The sequence below is a fragment of the Borreliella bavariensis PBi genome, assembly GCF_000196215.1.
Lineage (GTDB): Bacteria > Spirochaetota > Spirochaetia > Borreliales > Borreliaceae > Borreliella > Borreliella garinii.
On the sequence record NC_006156.1, the window covers coordinates 219589 to 239223 of the forward strand.

Genomic DNA, 19635 nt, shown 5'->3' on the forward strand with positions numbered 1-19635 from the left:
AAATTAAAGGGGAAATTACTTGACTTAATATTAAGTCAAGTAATACAATTTAACACTAACATGAGCTTTAAGGGATTCTTTTAAAAAATGCATCTAAGCTTAAAGGCAAAAAGAAAGATAGTTGGAATTATTTTCAAATCTTTTATTCTTATATCCGCAATAATAAGCTCCCTATCAATATTTTTTTTAGGTGTGTTTATATTAAAAACCGGAATAGCGCCGTTTATTAATAGCAAAATTAAAATTTTCAACTTTTTATTTAGCACGAATTGGGATCCTACCAATAATCTACAAAAATCTTATGGTATCTTAGCATTCATTATTAATTCCTTTTTAACTACACTTTTTTCTATTTTAATAGCTTTACCAATTGGATTGGGATTTGCAATATATTTACTTGAAAAAGCAAAAGGATTTTATCGACAATTTTTACAAACAGTAATAGAGCTTTTAGCAGGAATCCCTAGTGTAGTTTATGGATTTTTTGGAAGCACATTTATTGCTACTTTAATAAAAAACATTTTTCAAAGAGAAGACAATCTGGGATACAATTTAATAAGCTCATCACTCATATTAAGCATAATGATAGTTCCCACAATAATTAGCGTTTGCTATTCATCACTTAAAGCTGTTCCCAAATCTTATAAATTTGCATCTCTTGCATTAGCAGCAACAGACTGGCAAACAATATATAAGATAATAATACCATCAGCTAGTCGAGGCATTTTAGCAGGAACAATATTATCAATAGGAAGAGCTATTGGAGAAACAGTAGCAGTATTAATGGTTGGAGGAGGCTCTCCTCTTTTTATAAAAAATGTATTTTCGCCCATTAGAACGCTAACTGTAAATATTGCTATGGACATGGGATACGCCTCAGGTACCCACAGAGAAGCTCTCTTCTCTACAGCTCTAGTATTATTGCTATTTTCAATAATTACAAATTTACTCAAAAATTTTATACTATCTTCAAATAAAGGGTTAAAGAAAAAGTGACCAAAACTCAAATAAACAAATTGATTAACAAGTTCTATTTCTTTATAATCAATTTTATTGCATATTTTTTAACAGCACTATTAATTTTTCTAATAGCGTATATATTGTACAACTCTTTGTTTTATTTCAAAAAAAAACAAACTTTATTTTTAAACAAAACTCAAAGATTTGTGCCATTTAAAACAGAAGACAACAAAGAAATACAAATTGCTTTTATTATTAACAAAAATATCAATATAGATAAAATCTCAACAGAAGACATTTACAACATATATAATAATAAAATTTCACACTGGGGAAGCATTTCAGATCAAGGAATAGATATTATACCTATTGCCAATTCACTTAACAGTCCATCTAACAAAGCTATTCTAAGAACACTAATCAAAAACAATGAATTTAATAAAAGATACATAAAAATCGAACCATCTATCAAGAAAGTAATTAAAACCATAAACAGCACAATAGGCTCTATAAGTTATTTAACAAAAGAAGAATTCGAATCTCTAGATTTTAAGTTATATCCCAATATTAAAGCTTTAAAAATAAAAATTATGTCTGTCCTAATAAGTAAAAAAACTTTAACAAAAAATGAAAATGAAATAATCAATACACTAGGTGTTGATGAGGTTGAAAAACTTATTAAAGGTAAAGAAACATGGGTTAATTTAATATCAAAGGATATTAAATTAAAAATAATAAAATATCTTGATCAAAAAGAAAAAATAATACAAACTATAGAAAAAATAGAAGGCGCACTAGCAATTGTCCCTTGGCATTATTTTCAAAATATTAAAGCGCCCTTTATTAAGATGCACTACTTTGACAAAAGTAGTCCTTTAAATTTAAATTTCATATTATCTATTCCAAGAGATTCTGGTGCATATGGTGGAATTTCTTACTTAATATTAAATACTTTTTATGTAATATTACTAACAACTGCTATTTCAATATGCATTGGAATAGGAACTGGCATAATGCTTGCAGAATACACTTCTAACAAAATATTTTACAAAATACTATCTATGAGTGTTGACATTCTGTCTTCAATTCCTGCAATAATTTTTGGACTTTTTGGACTAATATTTTTTGTGCCAATTTTTGGAATGGGAATACTTTCAGGAGCAATAACAAGCTCCCTAATGATATTACCAATGATTGTTAAAACAACCGAAGAAACATTTAAAACAATCCCAAAATCATACAAATATGCTTCATTTGCCTTAGGGGCAAACAAAACAGAAACTATAATTAAAATTATGGTTCCAGCAGCTATTCCTGGCATACTAACAGGAATAGTTCTTGCAATAGGAAGAGCTTTAGGAGAAACAGCTGTATTGCTTTTTACAATGGGAACAAACTTGGGGCTTGCAACAAATTTAAATGAACCATCAAGAACATTAACTGTGCACTTACTGATGTTATTTCAAGAAGGACACCTGGACAAAGGATTTGGAACAGCTTCAATACTTGTAATAATGGTGCTCATAATAAATTTAACATCAAAATTTTTAATAAACAAATTATATAGGATTAAATAAGTGGTAAAAGAAAAAGAAAAACCAAAAAATGAAATTATAATAGAAACAGAAAATCTAAGTCTATTTTATACAGACTTTAAGGCTTTGAACGAAATAAATATTAAAATACTAAAAAATAGTATTACCGCTTTAATAGGCCCATCTGGCTGTGGCAAATCAACATTCTTAAGAACTCTCAACAGAATGAATGACCTTGTTGAAGGCATTAAAATAGAAGGTAATGTAATATATGAGGGGAAGAACATTTATTCAAATAATTTCGATATCCTAGAGCTTAGAAGAAAAATAGGAATGGTATTCCAAACTCCTAACCCATTTTTAATGTCTATTTACGACAATATAAGCTATGGCCCTAAAATTCACGGAACAAAAGATAAAAAAAAGCTAGATGAAATAGTAGAACAATCACTAAAAAAATCTGCACTCTGGGACGAGGTCAAAGACAAACTTAATACAAATGCCTTAAGTCTGTCAGGAGGTCAACAACAAAGACTCTGCATTGCAAGAACTCTTGCAATAGAGCCAAATGTAATACTAATGGATGAGCCTACCTCCGCACTCGATCCAATATCAACAGGCAAAATTGAAGAGCTTATAATAAACTTAAAAGAAAGTTACACAATAATCATTGTAACTCACAACATGCAACAAGCAGGAAGAATATCTGATAAAACCGCATTTTTCCTTAATGGATGCATTGAAGAAGAAAGTCCAACTGATGAACTATTCTTTAATCCTAAAAATACTAAAACTGAAGAATATATCAGTGGTAAATTTGGATAATTTTAACCTAATGAAACATCAAGAAACATCATTAATGTAAAACCAATAACACCAAATATACTTGGCACTTTATTGTCAATATCTTTTCTCTTAGCTTCAGGTATTAATTGCTCAATGGACACATAAATCATAGCTCCTGCTGAAAAAGCCAAAGCAAAGGGTAAAATTCGAGTAAAAGAATACACCGCATAAGCACCCATAAGACCTCCTACAATTTCCACCAATCCTGACATTTGACCATAATTAAAGCATTTTATCAAAGCAACATTACCTCTTCTTAAGGGAAGAGAAATAGCTGCTCCTTCAGGAATATTTTGAATACCAATACCAAGCGTAAGAAGCATAGCTCCAACTAAAGTTTGAATATCTGGATTAGACGCCAAGGCTCCAAAAGCAACTCCAACAGCTAATCCTTCTGGAAAATTGTGCAAAGTAACAGCAGTAAATAGTAAAAAATCTTTTTTTCCATGTTTAGTTAAATCTTCATCAATAAAAGTAAGCTTGTCAAGATCTGGAACAAATACATCTACAATATATATAAAAAATGCTCCAACAAGAAATCCAAAAACCGCTGGTATCCAAGTAATGTATCCGAGCTCTTCAGCTCTTTCTATAGCTGGCTGAATAAGCGAAAAAAAACTAGCCGCTATCATAATACCTGCTGAGAAACCAAGCATAGCATCCATTATTTTATTATCTACCTTTCTAAAGAAAAAAACTGCCCCTGCTCCAAAAGCTGTAGTAAACCAGGTGAAAGTAGAACCTAAAAGTCCTAATAATACAGGATGTAAAGTCAACAAATAATCCAAAATTGATTTTATCATAAAGCCTCCTATTAAAATAAATCAACAAATAATTTTACTTATCAATCAAAATAGCTTTTATTCTTCTTATACCCGAAGATGAGGATTGTTCTTTTTGTATTTTAAAAGTACCAAGTTCATTGGTATTCTCTACATGAGGACCTCCACAAACTTCAAGTGAAAATCCATCTATCTCATAAACGCTCACCAAATTGTCATATTTTTCTCCAAAAAGAGCCATAGCGCCTTTTTTTTGAGCTTCGCTTAATTCCATTATAGATTTTTTTACAGATAAAGAATTTTTTATCTGCAAATTAACAATCTCTTCAACTTTTTTTATCTCATCATCTGTCATCTTTTCAGAATGAACAAAATCAAACCTTAATCGCTCAGCAGTAATATTGCTTCCTTTTTGCCTAACATGATCACCTAGCACTAATTGAAGTGCCTTGTGAAGCAAATGGGTAGCTGTATGTAACCTAGTAGTCTCATAAGTATAATCAGCAAGCCCCCCTTTAAAGACTTTGTCACCCCCTTTCTTTGAAGTCTTTTGATGCTTTTTAAAATATTCATCAAAACCCACCTTATCAATATTAAAGCCATATTCAAAAGCAAGCTCTTCTGTTACTTCATATGGAAAACCATAAGTATCGTAGAGTTTAAAAGCAATGTCACCAGGAATAGTCTTAGAAGGTAAATTCCTCGTTATTTTAATAAATTCTTGCTCACCTTGAAATAAAGTTTTAAAAAACTTTTCTTCTTCTGTGCTCAATTCCTTTTTGATAAAATCTTTTTTTTCTGTTAACTCATTATAAAAAGATCCATAAATAGTCTCTATAGAATCAACAAGATCAGCTAAAAAATGGGATTTTATTCCAAGCTTTTTTGCATATCTAATCGATCGTCTTATTAGTCTTCTTAAAACATATCCTTGACCCAAATTGGAGGGGGAAACAACAGAGCTGTCAGCAAGAATAAAGCAAGCCGCTTTAACATGATCAGAAATTATTCTAATACATCTATCATCGTCTTCTTTTTGTCCATAAATTTTACCAGAAATAACCTCTATTCTCTTTATTATAGGTATAAATGCATCTGTATCATAAACTGAAGATTTGCCTTGCAAAAAAGCAATTGTCCTCTCAAGCCCCATTCCCGTATCAACACATTTTCGATCCAATTCTATGTAATTACCATTTTCATCTTTATTGTATTGCATAAAAACATTGTTCCAAATTTCAAAATACTTGCCACAAGAACACGTAATATTGCAATCAAGAGAACACTTAATCTTTCCAGTATCCACATATATTTCAGTATCTGGTCCACAAGGTCCTTTGGATCCAACAGGCCCCCAAAAATTATGGGCCTTAGAAAGATAATATATTCTATCTTTAGGAATGCCTAAGCTTTCCCAAACTTTAGCGGTCTCTGTATCACAAGGAATCTTTTGATCGCCTTCAAAGACGCTCACATAAAGACTGTCTTTTGGAATATTTAAATAATCAGAAGACGTCAAAAATTCAAAACTACACTTTACAGAATACTCTTTAAAATAAGCTCCAAGAGACCAATTCCCAAGCATTTCAAAAAAAGTTAAATGACTTAAATCTCCAACCTCATCAATGTCGCCTGTTCTCAAACATTTTTGAACATTAACAAGCATGTCTCCTGATGGATGTACTTCTCCAAGAAGATAAGGAATAAGAGGCTGCATGCCGGCTGTATTGAAAAGAACTGTAGGATCATTTTCAGGAACCAATGATTTACCCATTATTTCAAAATGTTTTTTTGATTTAAAAAAATCAATATATTTTTTACGCAACTTATCAAGTGTCATTAAATAAATTCCTCATTTTTTCTATATATTACTAAATCACCTTTTAAAGTTAAACTTTTAATATAATTAACAAAAGATGATGTCATAGCTTTTAAATCCTTTTTACTTATTTTCCCTAAAAAAGCTTCTTCGTCTAAAATAATTTCTTTACGCCTTTTTGAAACATTTGAAAGCATTTTATCTCTAACCTCATCGGTTTTATCTTTAATAATAATTGCAATCTCTTTATCTGTAAACTCTCTTAAAATATTATGCAAATCATTATCCATGATTCTCAATATTACATTGATATCAAATATTTTTTCTCGAATTTCACTATCCACAACAGGATTTAAATCTCGCATATTAATCTTATTAAGCAGACTTTTCTCTTCATTAGAATCCATATAGCTTAAAATATCAACAAGTATCTTAGATCCATCAAGTTTATCTGTCTTAAGCCTCCCTTGCATCTTAAATCTGTCCTTAAGCTTATTCGAAATTGCCTCTATTGTCTCCATGCTCAATTGCCTTGGTTTAGCAAGATCTTTTACAAACTCTCTTCTACCTTCTTCTTCTAGCATTGAAAAAACATACTTTTTTTGATCTTTATTTAAATAATTATACAATATGACAAGCGTTTTAATATTCTCATCTTTAACTAATGCCCAAAGTTGTTCATGCTCAATTTGAGATAAATAATCAAAAGGAATAAAAATATCATTGCCAGTAACTTTTTTATAAATTAATTTTGCTTTAGATTTTCCTAAAGTTTTATTTAATAATTCATAAGCAAAGTTATCATCAACCTTAACATATCTTTTTTCATTTCTTATCAACTCTTCAAATTCTTTAATAATGTGATCTTTTTCTTCTGGAGCAATATAGCTAATCTTTGAAATTTCTCTGGTAATTAAGATTATGTCCGAATCATCAAGCTCAGACATAATCTTTGCAGATTTTTCAAGCCCAATAGCCAAAAAATATTTTGCAATCTTTATAACCTTACTCTCTTTGCGAATAAACCCTGGCTTTAAATTATTAATATTATCGGATTTAGACTCAACAGGTGCTTTATTTTTATTACCCTTAATAAGACTTATCCAAGATCTAAGCATAGAACCTTGAATCTCTGAATCGGAAAAGTTTTTATTTAAACTCAAAGTATCAATTTCTTCAACAGTTTTTTTACTTAAATTTTTAGTATTTTTATACTTGGACAGCCTAGGATCCTGCATAATTTTCATCTCTTTTAATGTTTGTAAGAACTAATAAATTGGGATGCTCTTTTAGAAGTCTAGCTGGACATTCATTAATAGAACTATTAAAACCTAAAAAATTTTCTAAAGCACGCTTTTTGTCAACGCCCATAAATAACAAAACAATAGCTTTTGCATTAAACAAAGATTTTGGCGTCAAGCTTATTCTTTTACTAGGAAATTTGGGAGAATTGTATTCATACTGATAACCTTCTAAATCTGAAAACAAAAGTTTTCTTGAAGGAAAAAGCGATGCAATGTGGCCATCCTCTCCAACAGAAACTAAAATAAAATCAAAAATATTAAACCTAGAATTAAATTCAATATTATAGTCATAAATAGCTGTGGTTTCGTCTATTTCGTTATAAACAAAAGCATGAAATTTGGAAATGCTTATTAAATTTTTATCAACCATTTTAGAAAAAAAAATTTTATTTAAAAGATTATAATTGCTATTTTCGTTATTCAATGGAACACACCGTTCATCAACTAAAAAGAAATGTGATCTTCTAAAAGAAGAATTTTGTTCAAGAAAAACACTTAAAAAGGTGCCTATACTTCTACCACCACAAATTCCAATACTTGTATATTTATCTTTATCTATATTCATATTAAAAAAATCAAAAAATCTATTTTTTAAATAATTCTCTTCATCAGAATATAAAAACTCCATTTAATTTCCTTTAATACATATTAATCTAAATAATAAGAAATGGTTGCAACAATCCTTAATATTTTTTGAGGGTAAAGCTTTTGGTTGCCAAAGCTTCCATCAACTAAAAAAAAATTCAAAGTATTCTTGATTTGCATTTTAAATTTTACCTAATTTAAAATCAGAATATTTTGCAAATTCCAAAACTAATAATTCTACATTTCTGATTAAATCTAATAGCATTTTGGAATTTATATAATTGATTTTATCAAAATCGATTGTATTGGCAATTAAAGAAACATACATATTGTACCTATAATTAGAGTTTTTATAACTCTACTCATCAAAATTCATAAATCCTATTTTCATATGATCTTCATCAAATCAACATTTAATAAAAAAGTTTTTTATCTAAGATAATTTTTATCTTAGATAAAAATTATTCACTTTGATGCTGCCATTACCCATATCACCATTCAAATCATATTGTAAATTCCAACTCGAAGATGTTAAAAGGATTTCTTTTTTGCTTATACCCTTAAATGTAATATAACTACCATTCTTAGTGCTAACATTTTTTATTCTATAAGAAATTATAATTGACAATGCTAGGAAAAGGTGTAAACAAAATAAATCTTTTCTTCCAACCATATAACAATTCCTCCTAAAAATAAGAACAAATAATTGTTAAATTAGCTCGTTTATTCTAACATATTATGTAATGTTAATGAATCGGAAAATATCAATAGCTCCAATGGTAAACATTACAGACGAGCATTTCAGATATTTAATAAGACTTTTATCAAAAAAAGTTACATTATATACCCCAATGATTTCTGCAAAATCAATAATTATGGGTGATGTAAAAAAAGTTGTAAAACAAACACCCTTAGAATCTCCAATTGCAATTCAAATAGCAACAAACTGTAAATTTGACGCTCTTAAAGCCATTCAAATCCTTGAAAAACATTTCAATTTTGATGAATACAACCTTAATGTTGGATGTCCATCTCTAAAAATTCAAAATGCAAATTGTGGGGCTTGTCTAATGAGCAATGCAAATCAAGTGGGTGAAATTTTAAAAACAATGAAAGAAAACACAAATAAGCCTATTTCAATTAAACATAGATTAGGCATAAGGCTTTTAAATAGTGATTACAAAAATGAAAGTTACTCTGAGGTAAAAAACTTTATTAAAATAATCTCAGATTTTGGTATCAAAAATTTTATTGTACATGCGAGAGTTGCAATATTAAAAGGATTTTCTCCTAAAAATAATAGAAATATCCCAAAATTAAGACATGAATTTGTATATAATCTAAAAAAAGAGAATAAAAATTTGTTTATTGAGACAAACGGAGGAATCAATAACTCAGAGCAAATAAAAAAACACTTATCTTTTGTTGATTCTGTCATGATAGGAAGAAGTGCTTTTGAAAATCCATACTTTATTGCAAACGCCTCAAGAGAATTCCTAGGCGAAACTGATAAAATTCCCACAAGAAAAGATATATTGATGAAAATGGTAGAATACATTAAAGAATACGAAAATTATTTGTCAATAAATATATTATGTAAACATCTTATGGGAATAACATTTTCTAAAGAAGGAGCTAGAAAATTTAGACAAAATTTAACAGCACCATTTCCAAAAAACTTAAAAAAACATGAAATATTGCTAAAAGCTATGGAAACATTGCCAGAAAAAATACTAAATTCTAATTCTTAAAAGGAATGTAACCAAAACCTGTATACTTAACCAAACTTTTAGGAATTCTAACTCCTCCCTTTTCATCTTGAAAATTTTCAAGTATAGAAATAATAACTCTAGTTGTAGCTATTGCTGTTCCATTTACCATGTGCGCAAATTTATTTTGCCCATCTTGATCTTTATATCTAATCTTAAGTCTTCTTGACTGATAATCTGTACAATTTGACGTTGAGGTAACCTCTCCATAGCTACCCTTACCATCTCTTCCAGGCATCCATGCTTCAATATCATATTTTTTATAAGCTGGCGAGCCAAGATCAAAAGAACAAATATTCAAAACTCTGTAAGGAATCTCAAGCTCAGTAAAAATTTGCTCTTGAATACTTAAAAATTCGTCATGAATAACCTGAGATTCTTCTGCCTTACAAAAACAAAACATCTCCACCTTACTAAACTGATGAACTCTATAAAGACCTTTTGAAAGCTGCCCATATGCTCCAGCTTCTTTTCGGAAACAATGTGAAAATCCTGCCATTTTTATTGGCAAAGTGAGATCTATTATTTTATTATAATAATAACCACCAAGCGTAATTTCAGAAGTGCCTACAAGGTATTTATCTGTACTTTCAATCTTGTAAATATTGCTTTCGTCCCCACGAGGATTGAAACCAATCCCATCAACTATAAACTCTCTTGCAACATCAGGGGTAATAAAAACATCAAAACCTTTTTCTCTTAATTTATTTAAAGAAAAATTAATTAGAGCAATTTCTAAAAAAACTGCTTCATTTTTAAGATAATAAAATTTACTCCCACTAACCTCACGTGCTCTGTCAAAATCTAAAAGATCTAAATCTCTGCCAAGCTCTAAATGGTCTTTTGGCTTAAAGTCAAATTTTGGAACAACACCCACTTTTTTTATCTCAAAATTGTCTTCCTCACTATTGCCAATAGGCACATCGGGTGACAAAATATTAGGCACTCGCTTATTTTCAAGATCAAAATCAAAAGATATTTTTTTAAGCTCTTCTTCTAAATCAATAAGCTGTTTTTTTAAAATTTTCCCGGTTTCCATTAAAGAGCTTTTAAAAACATTATCAAGATTTTCTCGCATTTTAGAGGAATTTTCATTTCTTTTTGCATTAAGCTCACCAATTTGGGTAATTATTTTTTTTCTCTTATCATCAAGATAAACTAATTTATCAATATCTAAAACAAGGCCTCTTGCTTTAATACTTTTCTTAACAAGATCAAGATTATCTCTAATAAATTTAAGATCAAGCATCTCATCTCCTAAGGTATGTCTTAAGTAAAATTTTTAAACAAAATTATAAATAATATTAATTCATATCAAGGTTATTATATAATATCTTATAGCAGGATTAGAATAAATATTGCAGGGAGAAACCATCATATGCTAAACCCAAGAACAATAAAATCAACTTTTGTGTTAATATCTACATTAATGATTTTTAACGGATGTACAAAAAAATTAACCAAGATCAATTTTAAAGATATTAGCTCAAATAGCCACAAAATGAATTCTTTAACAATAACTTCAATGAGTTCAAAAGAAGAATCAAAATTTTATGAATACAGCATTAGAATACCTAAATTAATAATTGAAGGAAAAGAAAAAGGAAATCTTGAGGAATTAAATACTGAACTTAATGAATATGTAAGCCAAAGCGTAGCAAGACTTGATATTGTTAGTAAAGAGCTTAAACCTGAGGATAAAAAATTCAGCTTAAAAATAGACTATGAAATTTACCATGGATACAATACTTATACAATAATACTTATTGCAACTCAAGAAATCCATGACAGTCCTATTACAAATTACAGAAGCTATTACATTCAGGATAAAGGAAATTATATTTATAACATTGATGACATAATTAAAACAGATGAAGCATTCCCATTTTTTATAAAAAAAATTAAAGAAAAAATTTTACCTAACGAATTATTATTTGATTTACAGCAAGCAGTAATTTACTTTGAAAACAAAAAAATTATTATTAAATTTCCTGAGTACACATTTAAACTAGACGACACCGAGGAGCTCCAAAACATATTTGAATTTAATGAAAATGAAATAGCACAATTTGTAAAATAAGGATTAAAAGCATAAATGAAAAAGAAAAAAATTTTCAAATTAATTTCAAAAACTTATTTAGAAGAATATAATGCAGAAGGATTTTATTTTAAACATGACAGCGGCCTTGAAGTATTTCACTTAAAAAGTGATTCCTTTAAAGAACATGCATTTTGCATAGCTTTCAAGACAATACCTTCAAACAATACCGGAGTTGCACATGTTTTAGAACATACAATTTTTTGTGGTTCTAACAAATATAAAATAAAAGATCCATTTCTTTACCTATTAAAGGGAAGTCTAAACACATTTTTAAATGCAATGACATTTCCAGACAAAACTATTTATCCAGCAGCATCCACAATTGAAAAAGACTATTTCAATTTATTCAATATCTATGCCGATTCTATATTTCACCCACTGCTTAAAAAAGAGTCATTTATGCAAGAAGGATATAATATAAATCCAAAAGATTTTAAAGTATCTGGAATTGTCTTTAATGAAATGAAGGGCAGCTACTCAAATAAAAATTCTCTAATAAACGAAATAGCAAGTAGTTCTCTTTTTGAGGAGGGAGCATATAAATACGATTCGGGTGGAATCCCAACAAATATTATTGACCTTACTTATGAAAGTTTTTTAGATTTTTATAAAAAATATTATACACTTGAAAACTGTAAAATATTTTTATGCGGCAACACTCAGACTGAAAAAAATCTAAATTTCATTGAAAAATATATAATAAGGTCTTATAAAAAAGAAAAAAACAATGTTAATATTGACATAGAAAAAGTTAAAAGATGGGAAAAAGGGAAAAAATTAACATACAAAATCCCCAAAGAAAACGATAATACTCTTGGGGTATACACAATAAATTGGCTTTGCACAGAAATTAACAATATTGAAGACAGCATTGGTCTTGAAATTCTCTCAGAAATACTCTTAGATGATTCTTGTCCATTCATAATCAATATCTTAAAAAGCGGGCTTGGCGAAGATATAGCCCATATTAGCGGAATCAATACAGATTTAAAAGAATCCATTTTTTCATTTGGACTTCAAAATGTTGTTGAAAAAAAAGAAAAAGAATTTAAAAATTTAATTTTCAGTGAACTTAAAAATTTAGTAAAAAATAAAATTCCAAAAGAACTAATAAAAGGAATTCTTTTTGGCTACGAATTCGCTCTAAAAGAAGAAAAAGGACAAAATCACCCTATCGCCTTAATGATAAAAAGTTTCAAAGGATGGCTAAATGGGATGCATCCAATCAAAACATTAGAAACAAGCTACTATATAAATGAAATTACAAATAAATTGGAAAAAGGAATTTATTACTTCGAAAATTTAATCGAAAAATATCTAATATGTAACAATCATTATACATTAATAAGCTTTATTCCATCATATGATACAGAAAAAGAAATGGAAGAAGAAATTGAAAAAAAATTAATGACAAAGGAAATTGCAATTAAACAAAATCCAGAAGAATTTTTACAATTTAAAAAAGACTATAATCAGTTTAAAAAATACCAAAATAAAAAAGACTCTAAAGCAGATATAGCAAAACTTCCTTTACTAAAAATAGAGGATTTGCCAAAACAAATAGAAAAAAGCTTAGATCTCAATGAAATAAAAGAACTAAATTTACATTCTTTTAAATTTAAGAATAACAATATTTTTAATGTAAACTTATTTTTTAAACTAAATTTTTTAGAAAAAGAAGATTATATATACTTATCTTTATTTAAAAGAGCTCTCCAAGATTTATCTACAAAAAATTATTCTTACATAGATATTAACAATCAAATCCAAAATACCTTAGGACAAATAAATATATCTGAAAGTTACGACGAGGATATTAATGGAAACATTTTAAATTCATTTAATATTAGCTTTAAATCCTTTAACCATAAAGTTAAAGATTCATTTGAACTAATAAAAGAAATTTTAATTAATATTAACTTCCATGATTATGAGAGATTGAAAGAAATAACACTAAGCTTGAAAAATGATTTTAAATCCTTATTAATACCCAAAGGACATCTTTTAGCAATATTAAGGTCTAAATCAAAGCTAAAATTAAATGAATATTTAAAAGAATTACAAAATGGAATAACAGGTAGAGAATTTTGGCAAAAAATAAAAACCGATACGGAGTCTTTAAAAGAAATCGCAAATAAATTAGACAATTTAAAAAATAAGATAATTTTAAAAAACAATCTATCTGCACTTATAATGGGCAACGCTGACGATATTCTTAAAAGTTTGGAAAATGAAATGTCTCATCTAAAAGAAAGCCTAAAAGAGAATAATAATTATTGCGATGAATTACTTAATATTGAGACAAATAATAAAACATTAAAAGAAATAATAATTATTCAATCAAAAGTAGCTTTCAATGCTATATGTTTCCCTAGTTACAAAATCAACGATGAGAATTATCCAAAAGCAAATTTTTTAGAGCATATATTAAGAAGTGGAATTTTTTGGGAAAAAATAAGGGTAATAGGCGGTGCATACGGAGCAAGCGCATCGATAGCTAACGGGATTTTCTCTTTTGCATCCTACAGAGATCCCAATTTTATCAAAACGTATCAAGCTTTTGAAAACTCTTTAGAAGAATTGGCCAATAATAAAATGACAAATGAAGAGATTTATACCTATTTAGTAGGTTTAATAGGAACCAACATCTACGTAAAAACTAAAGCTACAGAAGCTTTACAAAGCTATAGAAGAAAAATGTTAAATATTAGCGATAGTTTAAGACAAGACATTCGAAATGCCTATTTTACAATTACACCTCAAGATATTAAAGAAATATCAGAAAAGATTCTAATACAAATAAGACAACACAATAGCGTTGCATCTTTAGTAAATAATCAAAAATATGAAGAAGAAAAAAACAATCTGGAAAGACTAATAGGAAAAGAATATAAAGTAAAAAAAATTTACTAATATTTTCTCAAAATTTCATACAAAAAAACTAATTTTTAGGACTTTTTATACCTTTTATTAAATTTATCAATTCTTCCTGCTGCATCAACAAACTTTTGTTGACCAGTATAAAAAGGATGTGATCTACTTGTAATCTCCACAGTAATCAATGGATATTCCTTTCCATCAGTATATTTAATAGTTTCCTTTGAATTCAAAGTAGACCTGGTTAAAAACATTGCTCCATTTGATCCGTCTTTAAATACAACTAAGTTATTTTTAGGATGTACACCTTTTCTCATAAAACCTTCCTCTTAACCTTCACTAAAGTTTAATTTACATTAGAAATAATGTCAATTTATTTAATTACCATTGCTCATAGTCTTTAAAAAAATCTCATTATTTTTGCTTTTTTTCATCTTTTCTATTAGAACTTCAACTCCCTCATAATCATCAACGCCTCCGAGTATTCTTCTAATAAGTAAAATCTTAGAACGCTCCTCTTCACTTAACAGTAACTCTTCTTTTCTGGTACCTGACTTTTTAATATTAATAGCGGGGAAAAGTCTTCTATCTGCCAAACTTCTATCAAGAATTAATTCCATATTACCGGTACTTTTAAATTCTTCAAAAATAACTTCATCCATTTTGCTTCCAGTATCAACCAAAGCAGTAGCTATAATAGTTAAACTTCCGCCTTCCTCAATATTTCTAGCAGATCCAAAAAACCTCTTTGGTTTATGAAGAGCATTAGAATCTACCCCACCCGATAAAATTTTACCAGAAGTTGGCATAGTTTGATTATATGCCCTTGCAAGCCTTGTAATAGAATCAAGTAAAATAACAACATCTTTTTTGTTTTCAACAAGCCTTTTTGCCTTTTCAATAACCATTTCTGCTACCTGAACATGCCTGCTAGCCTGTTCATCAAAATTAGATGCAATCACTTCGCCTTTAACACTACGAATCATATCTGTAACTTCTTCTGGCCTCTCATCAATAAGCAATATCATCAAAATAACATCCGAATAATTAGTAGTTATTGCATTAGCTATTTTTTGAAGCAAGGTAGTCTTTCCCGCTTTTGGAGGAGAAACTATTAAAGCTCTTTGTCCCTTGCCTATAGGTGAAAAAAGATTAATAAGTCTTGTAGAAATATTACAATTTTCATATTCAAGATTCAATTTAATATTAGGATAAAGAGGAGTTAAATTATCAAAAGGTATTCTGTTTTGAGCAAATGTAGGATCTTGATTATTGATAGATTTAATTTTAACCATAGCAAAAAATCTCTCACCATCTCTAGGCGATCTAATTTGGCCATATAAAATATCACCAGTCCTTAAATTAAAAAGTCTAATCTGAGAAGGAGAAACGTAAACATCATTACCTCCTGAAAGATAAGAATTCGATGCAGTTCTTAAAAAGCCATAACCATCACTAAGCACATCAAGCACGCCTGTAAATAAAACATTAATATTATTCTCACTTAATATTTTTACCAATAAAAATATTAATTCGGTTTTTTTCATTGTTACAGCAATAGTATGATTGGTCCCAAGACCCTCAACAATTTTTCTAACCTCTGTAATTGGCTTATCATAAAGTTTTTCAATCTCTACATAATCTTTACCATTAAAAAACTTTATGATATTGCTTTGCTCTAAAGTTTTAATGTTATTTTCTAAACCTGAAGCGGGAATATCATAATCAAATTCAGAAAATAATACACCGTTTGAATCCTTTGCGCTACTTAAATCTGCAGATTTTGTCACATTAGATGCAGAATCCTTTTTAGCAACAACTTTAACCACTTTTTTTTTCAAATTATCTTCAATTTTAAACTCTTTAGAAACATCCAACCGCCTTATTTCACTTTCCAAATCAAATCCAACATTTTTTTTATCCATACTTTCCTCTACGAATTAAATTTTTGAGAAAGGATTTTATAAAAATCTACTTATTATTAATTAATAAAAAACACCGACCTTATTGCAAAGTATCTTTTATTTGTGAAACGGTGAAAGAAAATAAATCTACAATTTCATTAGACTTTATCATTTCACACTTACCATCAAAAATTATGTTATCATTAATAAATATTTTTTTTGTCTTTACATCCCCATATATTTTACAACCGCTATTTAAATAAACTTTACTAGCAGCATTTACATTGCCCTTCAAAATTCCTTCTACTATTAATGTATCACAAATTACCACATTGGTGATAACCTTGCTGTTTTTACCAATAAAAAGCACACCTCCTTTCGAAGATATTTCACCCTCAAAAGAAGAATCGAGATACAAAGTTCCTTCAAATTTTAATTTTCCTCTAAAAGTTAAACTAGCATCCAGCTTACAATCCCATTTATAAGAATCTACCATGTTAACCGGCATTTAACCTTTAATACCCCACACTCTCTCTTTCAAATCCTTGCCTGGACGAAAATACGCAACATGATGATCTAAAACCTTAACATATTCCCCTGTTTGAGGATTGCGCGCATTTAAACGCCCCTTTCTTTTTCTAACTTCAAATGTACCAAAAGATCTAAACTCAATAACATTATTTAAACAAAGATTACCTTTAAGCTCTTCAAAAAAAGCATCTATTACGAGTCTTATGTATTTTTTTTCTAATTTTAGATTATTATTTCTAATATTCAAAGATATTTGATCAACAATATCTGATTTAGTAATCTTCGGTCTTCTTGAAAAAGACATAAACTAATTTCCTTACTTTAATAGCAAAATATTTAAACGAGATTTTTTTCTAGCGGCCTTATTTTTATGAATTATTCGCTTTCTAGCAGCAGTGTCTAGTTTTTTTGCAACAAACTTAAAAAATTCAATAGCTTCGTCTTTCCTGCCCGCTTTAATCATATTGATACAGCGCTTTTCTATTGTTTTTAATTCACTTTCTACGCTTACATTTCTAATCTTTCTTTTTAAATTTTGACGAGAGCGCTTCAATGCAGATGCATTTTTTCTCAAATGATACTCCTTAATATTATTAAACAATATTTTTAATATATCAACTAATTTAAATATAGTCAATCAAAGCTTAAGTTAATTCAGCACAATAGTTTTGATTAATATATTCAAAAACCTTTTGCATAGAATAAGCAATTTTTTTATTCAAAATATATACCTTTTTTGTTGGATGATTCCCTTTATAGGAAAAGCATAAATAATTTTTATTGTTAAATTCAAATTCCCTAGAAATAAAAATTTTTTCAAAAAATTCATAAAAATAAATTTCACTTTTAAAGATTTTCCTTTCATAAATTGAATCTTTCCTAAATTCATAAAACAATACTACATTACTAATAACTGAAAAATCACCTAACAAAACTTTAATGTCAATAAAACAAATAAATAAAAAAATAAATATATTGCTTAATGAAATATAATAAACAAATAAACTAATCATAATGCGAGCTAAAAACATGAAAAGATAAGAATAAGATAAATAATATCGTATTGGAAAATTTTCCAATTTTGGGATAAATAAATCTTTTCTTTTAAATTTAAGCTCTTTGAATAATTCATTAGAACCATTACTTGTTAAAAAACAAATCTTAATTTTTTTTTTATTTTTTAATTTCAAAACCAAAACATTGTCTGACAATCTTTTTTCAAAAGAAATAATATCATCAAAATAAAAATTATAACTTAAGAAAATGCCCTTATAATAAATCCTAGTGCCCTTAAAAGAGATGGAACAAAAATATTTTAAATAAAAAAGAATTAAAAAAAAATTTACTAAAAGAGGTACCAGAACAAAGTAGAAAAAACTTTTATCATAAAAAAACAAATAAAGAAAACAAAGCGCAATATTAAAAACAAATAGACTAATTAATCTTATATTATTAAAAAATAAATTACCCATAATATAAAATAAATCTAAACATTAAATTTAAAAAAGATTACATCTCCATCTCTTACTAGATATTCTTTGCCTTCAATCCTAATAAGTCCTTTCTCTTTTAGCTTTTGAACACTTTGAAATTTAAACAAATCTTCACAAGAATAAACCTCTGCTTTAATAAAACCTCTTTCAAAATCACTATGAATTATTCCAGCAGCTTTAGGAGCTTTCATGCCCTGTTTAAATGTCCAAGCTCTAACTTCTTGTAAACCTGCTGTAAAATAGGTTCTAAGTCCTAAAGTATAATAGGCTTTTTTAATTAAATTACTAAGACCGCTATCATTTATTCCAAATGATTCTAACATTTCATTTTTATAAGATATATCCTTTATTTCAGCAAGCTCGGCTTCAATTTTGGCACACAAGATTAAAAAATCACTCCCTTCTTTTAAGGCAATATTTTTTACAATATCTGTATATTTATTACCACTAAGTGAATTTTCATCAACATTGCAAACATACAAAACTTTTTTAAAAGTCAAAAGATTTAATGATCTAATAAAGCTGTATTCAAAATCATCAAATTTAAACTCAATAGCAGGATTCATATTGCTTAAATGATCTTCAAGTCTTTTTAACATTGAAACAATTGCCTTAGAGGATTCGCTAATTTTTTTATCGGTGCTTTTAACATTTTTTTCTTGTTTTTGAAGGCTTTTTTGAATGGTCTCAAGATCTGATAGACAAAGTTCAACATTAATTGTAGTTATATCTTTTTCAGGATTAATATCATCATTAATATGAATAACCTCTTTTTCTTCAAAACATCTTACAACATGAACAATAAGAGAAACTTCTCGAATATTGGCCAAAAATTTATTACCAAGCCCTTCCCCTGTTGATGCTCCCTTAACAAGACCCGCAATATCCACAAATTCCATAACAGCAGGAATAATTTTTTGTGGAACAATGCATCCTGAGATTTTTAAAAGCCTTTCATCAGGAATTTCCACTATTCCTAAATTTGGCTCAATAGTACAAAAAGGATAATTCGCAATCTCAACCTTAGATGATGTCAACGATGAAAATAAAGTAGATTTACCCACATTGGGAAGTCCAACAATCCCCGCATTAAGTTTCATAGTTCAAGCCCCTAAAATCAAAAAGCAAT

At 28.3% G+C, this 19635-nt stretch carries 20 protein-coding genes; 6 read left to right on the top strand and 14 right to left on the bottom strand.

Annotation, left to right across the window (positions count from 1 at the left end; translation table 11 throughout):
* Window positions 1-87: 87 nt before the first annotated feature.
* From pstC to pstB, 3 genes are all read left to right on the top strand, one after another.
* A complete protein-coding gene (gene pstC, locus BG_RS01055; RefSeq protein ID WP_011193561.1) occupies window positions 88-996 on the top strand; it encodes a phosphate ABC transporter permease subunit PstC in 909 nt (302 codons plus the stop codon).
* Window positions 997-1100: 104 nt separating this feature from the next.
* Complete coding sequence (pstA, locus tag BG_RS01060; RefSeq protein ID WP_095205650.1) at window positions 1101-2537, top strand: phosphate ABC transporter permease PstA; 1437 nt, start codon at window positions 1101-1103, stop codon at window positions 2535-2537.
* A complete protein-coding gene (gene pstB, locus BG_RS01065; protein ID WP_011193563.1) occupies window positions 2538-3320 on the top strand; it encodes a phosphate ABC transporter ATP-binding protein PstB in 783 nt (260 codons plus the stop codon).
* A gap of 2 nt (window positions 3321-3322) precedes the next feature.
* Here pstB and BG_RS01070 read toward each other — a convergent pair whose 3' ends face one another.
* The 6 genes from BG_RS01070 to BG_RS01090 all read right to left on the bottom strand — a co-directional run bounded on the left by BG_RS01070 (window position 3323) and on the right by BG_RS01090 (window position 8504).
* Entirely contained in the window at window positions 3323-4144 is an 822-nt protein-coding gene (locus BG_RS01070; protein ID WP_011193564.1) for a ZIP family metal transporter, read from the bottom strand.
* A 34-nt stretch (window positions 4145-4178) separates the two neighbouring features.
* Window positions 4179-5963 (bottom strand): alanine--tRNA ligase, encoded by a 1785-nt coding sequence (locus BG_RS01075; RefSeq protein WP_011193565.1) that lies wholly within the window; start codon window positions 5961-5963, stop codon window positions 4179-4181.
* Entirely contained in the window at window positions 5963-7180 is a 1218-nt protein-coding gene (locus tag BG_RS01080; protein WP_011193566.1) for a flagellar motor switch protein FliG, read from the bottom strand. Before BG_RS01080 ends, BG_RS01075 begins: the two co-directional genes overlap by 1 nt.
* On the bottom strand, window positions 7167-7874 hold the full coding sequence (locus tag BG_RS01085; protein ID WP_011193567.1) for a 6-phosphogluconolactonase: 708 nt from the start codon (window positions 7872-7874) through the stop codon (window positions 7167-7169). Before BG_RS01085 ends, BG_RS01080 begins: the two co-directional genes overlap by 14 nt.
* A gap of 138 nt (window positions 7875-8012) precedes the next feature.
* Entirely contained in the window at window positions 8013-8159 is a 147-nt protein-coding gene (locus BG_RS04810) for a hypothetical protein (RefSeq protein WP_011193568.1), read from the bottom strand.
* A 117-nt stretch (window positions 8160-8276) separates the two neighbouring features.
* Window positions 8277-8504, bottom strand: a complete 228-nt coding sequence (locus BG_RS01090) for a hypothetical protein (protein ID WP_011193569.1) — start codon at window positions 8502-8504, stop codon at window positions 8277-8279.
* Between the two features lie 70 nt (window positions 8505-8574).
* On the opposite strand from BG_RS01090, the gene dusA reads away from it, so the two are divergent.
* On the top strand, window positions 8575-9582 hold the full coding sequence (gene dusA / locus BG_RS01095; RefSeq protein WP_044007876.1) for a tRNA dihydrouridine(20/20a) synthase DusA: 1008 nt from the start codon (window positions 8575-8577) through the stop codon (window positions 9580-9582).
* On the opposite strand, the gene serS is transcribed toward dusA, so the two are convergent.
* A complete protein-coding gene (gene serS, locus BG_RS01100) occupies window positions 9572-10849 on the bottom strand; it encodes a serine--tRNA ligase (protein WP_011193571.1) in 1278 nt (425 codons plus the stop codon). The genes dusA and serS overlap by 11 nt on opposite strands.
* Before the next feature lie 129 nt (window positions 10850-10978).
* On the opposite strand from serS, the gene BG_RS01105 reads away from it, so the two are divergent.
* Together BG_RS01105 and BG_RS01110 are read left to right on the top strand one after the other, a co-directional pair.
* Window positions 10979-11680 carry a hypothetical protein gene (locus tag BG_RS01105; RefSeq protein WP_011193572.1) on the top strand — a complete coding sequence of 234 codons (702 nt, stop codon included), beginning with the start codon at window positions 10979-10981 and terminating at the stop codon, window positions 11678-11680.
* Between the two features lie 15 nt (window positions 11681-11695).
* A complete protein-coding gene (locus BG_RS01110) occupies window positions 11696-14614 on the top strand; it encodes an insulinase family protein (protein WP_011193573.1) in 2919 nt (972 codons plus the stop codon).
* A gap of 35 nt (window positions 14615-14649) precedes the next feature.
* On the opposite strand, the gene BG_RS01115 is transcribed toward BG_RS01110, so the two are convergent.
* The 7 genes from BG_RS01115 to ychF form a co-directional block, all read right to left on the bottom strand.
* Window positions 14650-14895: a type B 50S ribosomal protein L31 gene (locus BG_RS01115; RefSeq protein ID WP_004791864.1), complete on the bottom strand. Its 246-nt coding sequence runs from the start codon at window positions 14893-14895 to the stop codon at window positions 14650-14652.
* A gap of 60 nt (window positions 14896-14955) precedes the next feature.
* Window positions 14956-16503, bottom strand: a complete 1548-nt coding sequence (gene rho, locus BG_RS01120) for a transcription termination factor Rho (RefSeq protein ID WP_004793771.1) — start codon at window positions 16501-16503, stop codon at window positions 14956-14958.
* A 79-nt stretch (window positions 16504-16582) separates the two neighbouring features.
* Window positions 16583-16990 (bottom strand): bactofilin family protein, encoded by a 408-nt coding sequence (locus BG_RS01125; protein WP_004791504.1) that lies wholly within the window; start codon window positions 16988-16990, stop codon window positions 16583-16585.
* Window positions 16991-17317 (bottom strand): HU family DNA-binding protein, encoded by a 327-nt coding sequence (locus BG_RS01130; protein WP_004793776.1) that lies wholly within the window; start codon window positions 17315-17317, stop codon window positions 16991-16993. It abuts the gene before it with no gap.
* Between the two features lie 12 nt (window positions 17318-17329).
* Window positions 17330-17587 carry a 30S ribosomal protein S20 gene (rpsT, locus tag BG_RS01135; protein ID WP_011193574.1) on the bottom strand — a complete coding sequence of 86 codons (258 nt, stop codon included), beginning with the start codon at window positions 17585-17587 and terminating at the stop codon, window positions 17330-17332.
* 70 nt (window positions 17588-17657) lie between these two features.
* The gene (locus tag BG_RS01140) at window positions 17658-18485 is read right to left on the bottom strand and encodes a hypothetical protein (protein ID WP_011193575.1); all 828 of its coding nucleotides are present in this window, start codon (window positions 18483-18485) and stop codon (window positions 17658-17660) included.
* Between the two features lie 14 nt (window positions 18486-18499).
* Complete coding sequence (gene ychF / locus BG_RS01145; protein ID WP_011193576.1) at window positions 18500-19606, bottom strand: redox-regulated ATPase YchF; 1107 nt, start codon at window positions 19604-19606, stop codon at window positions 18500-18502.
* Window positions 19607-19635: the final 29 nt, after the last annotated feature.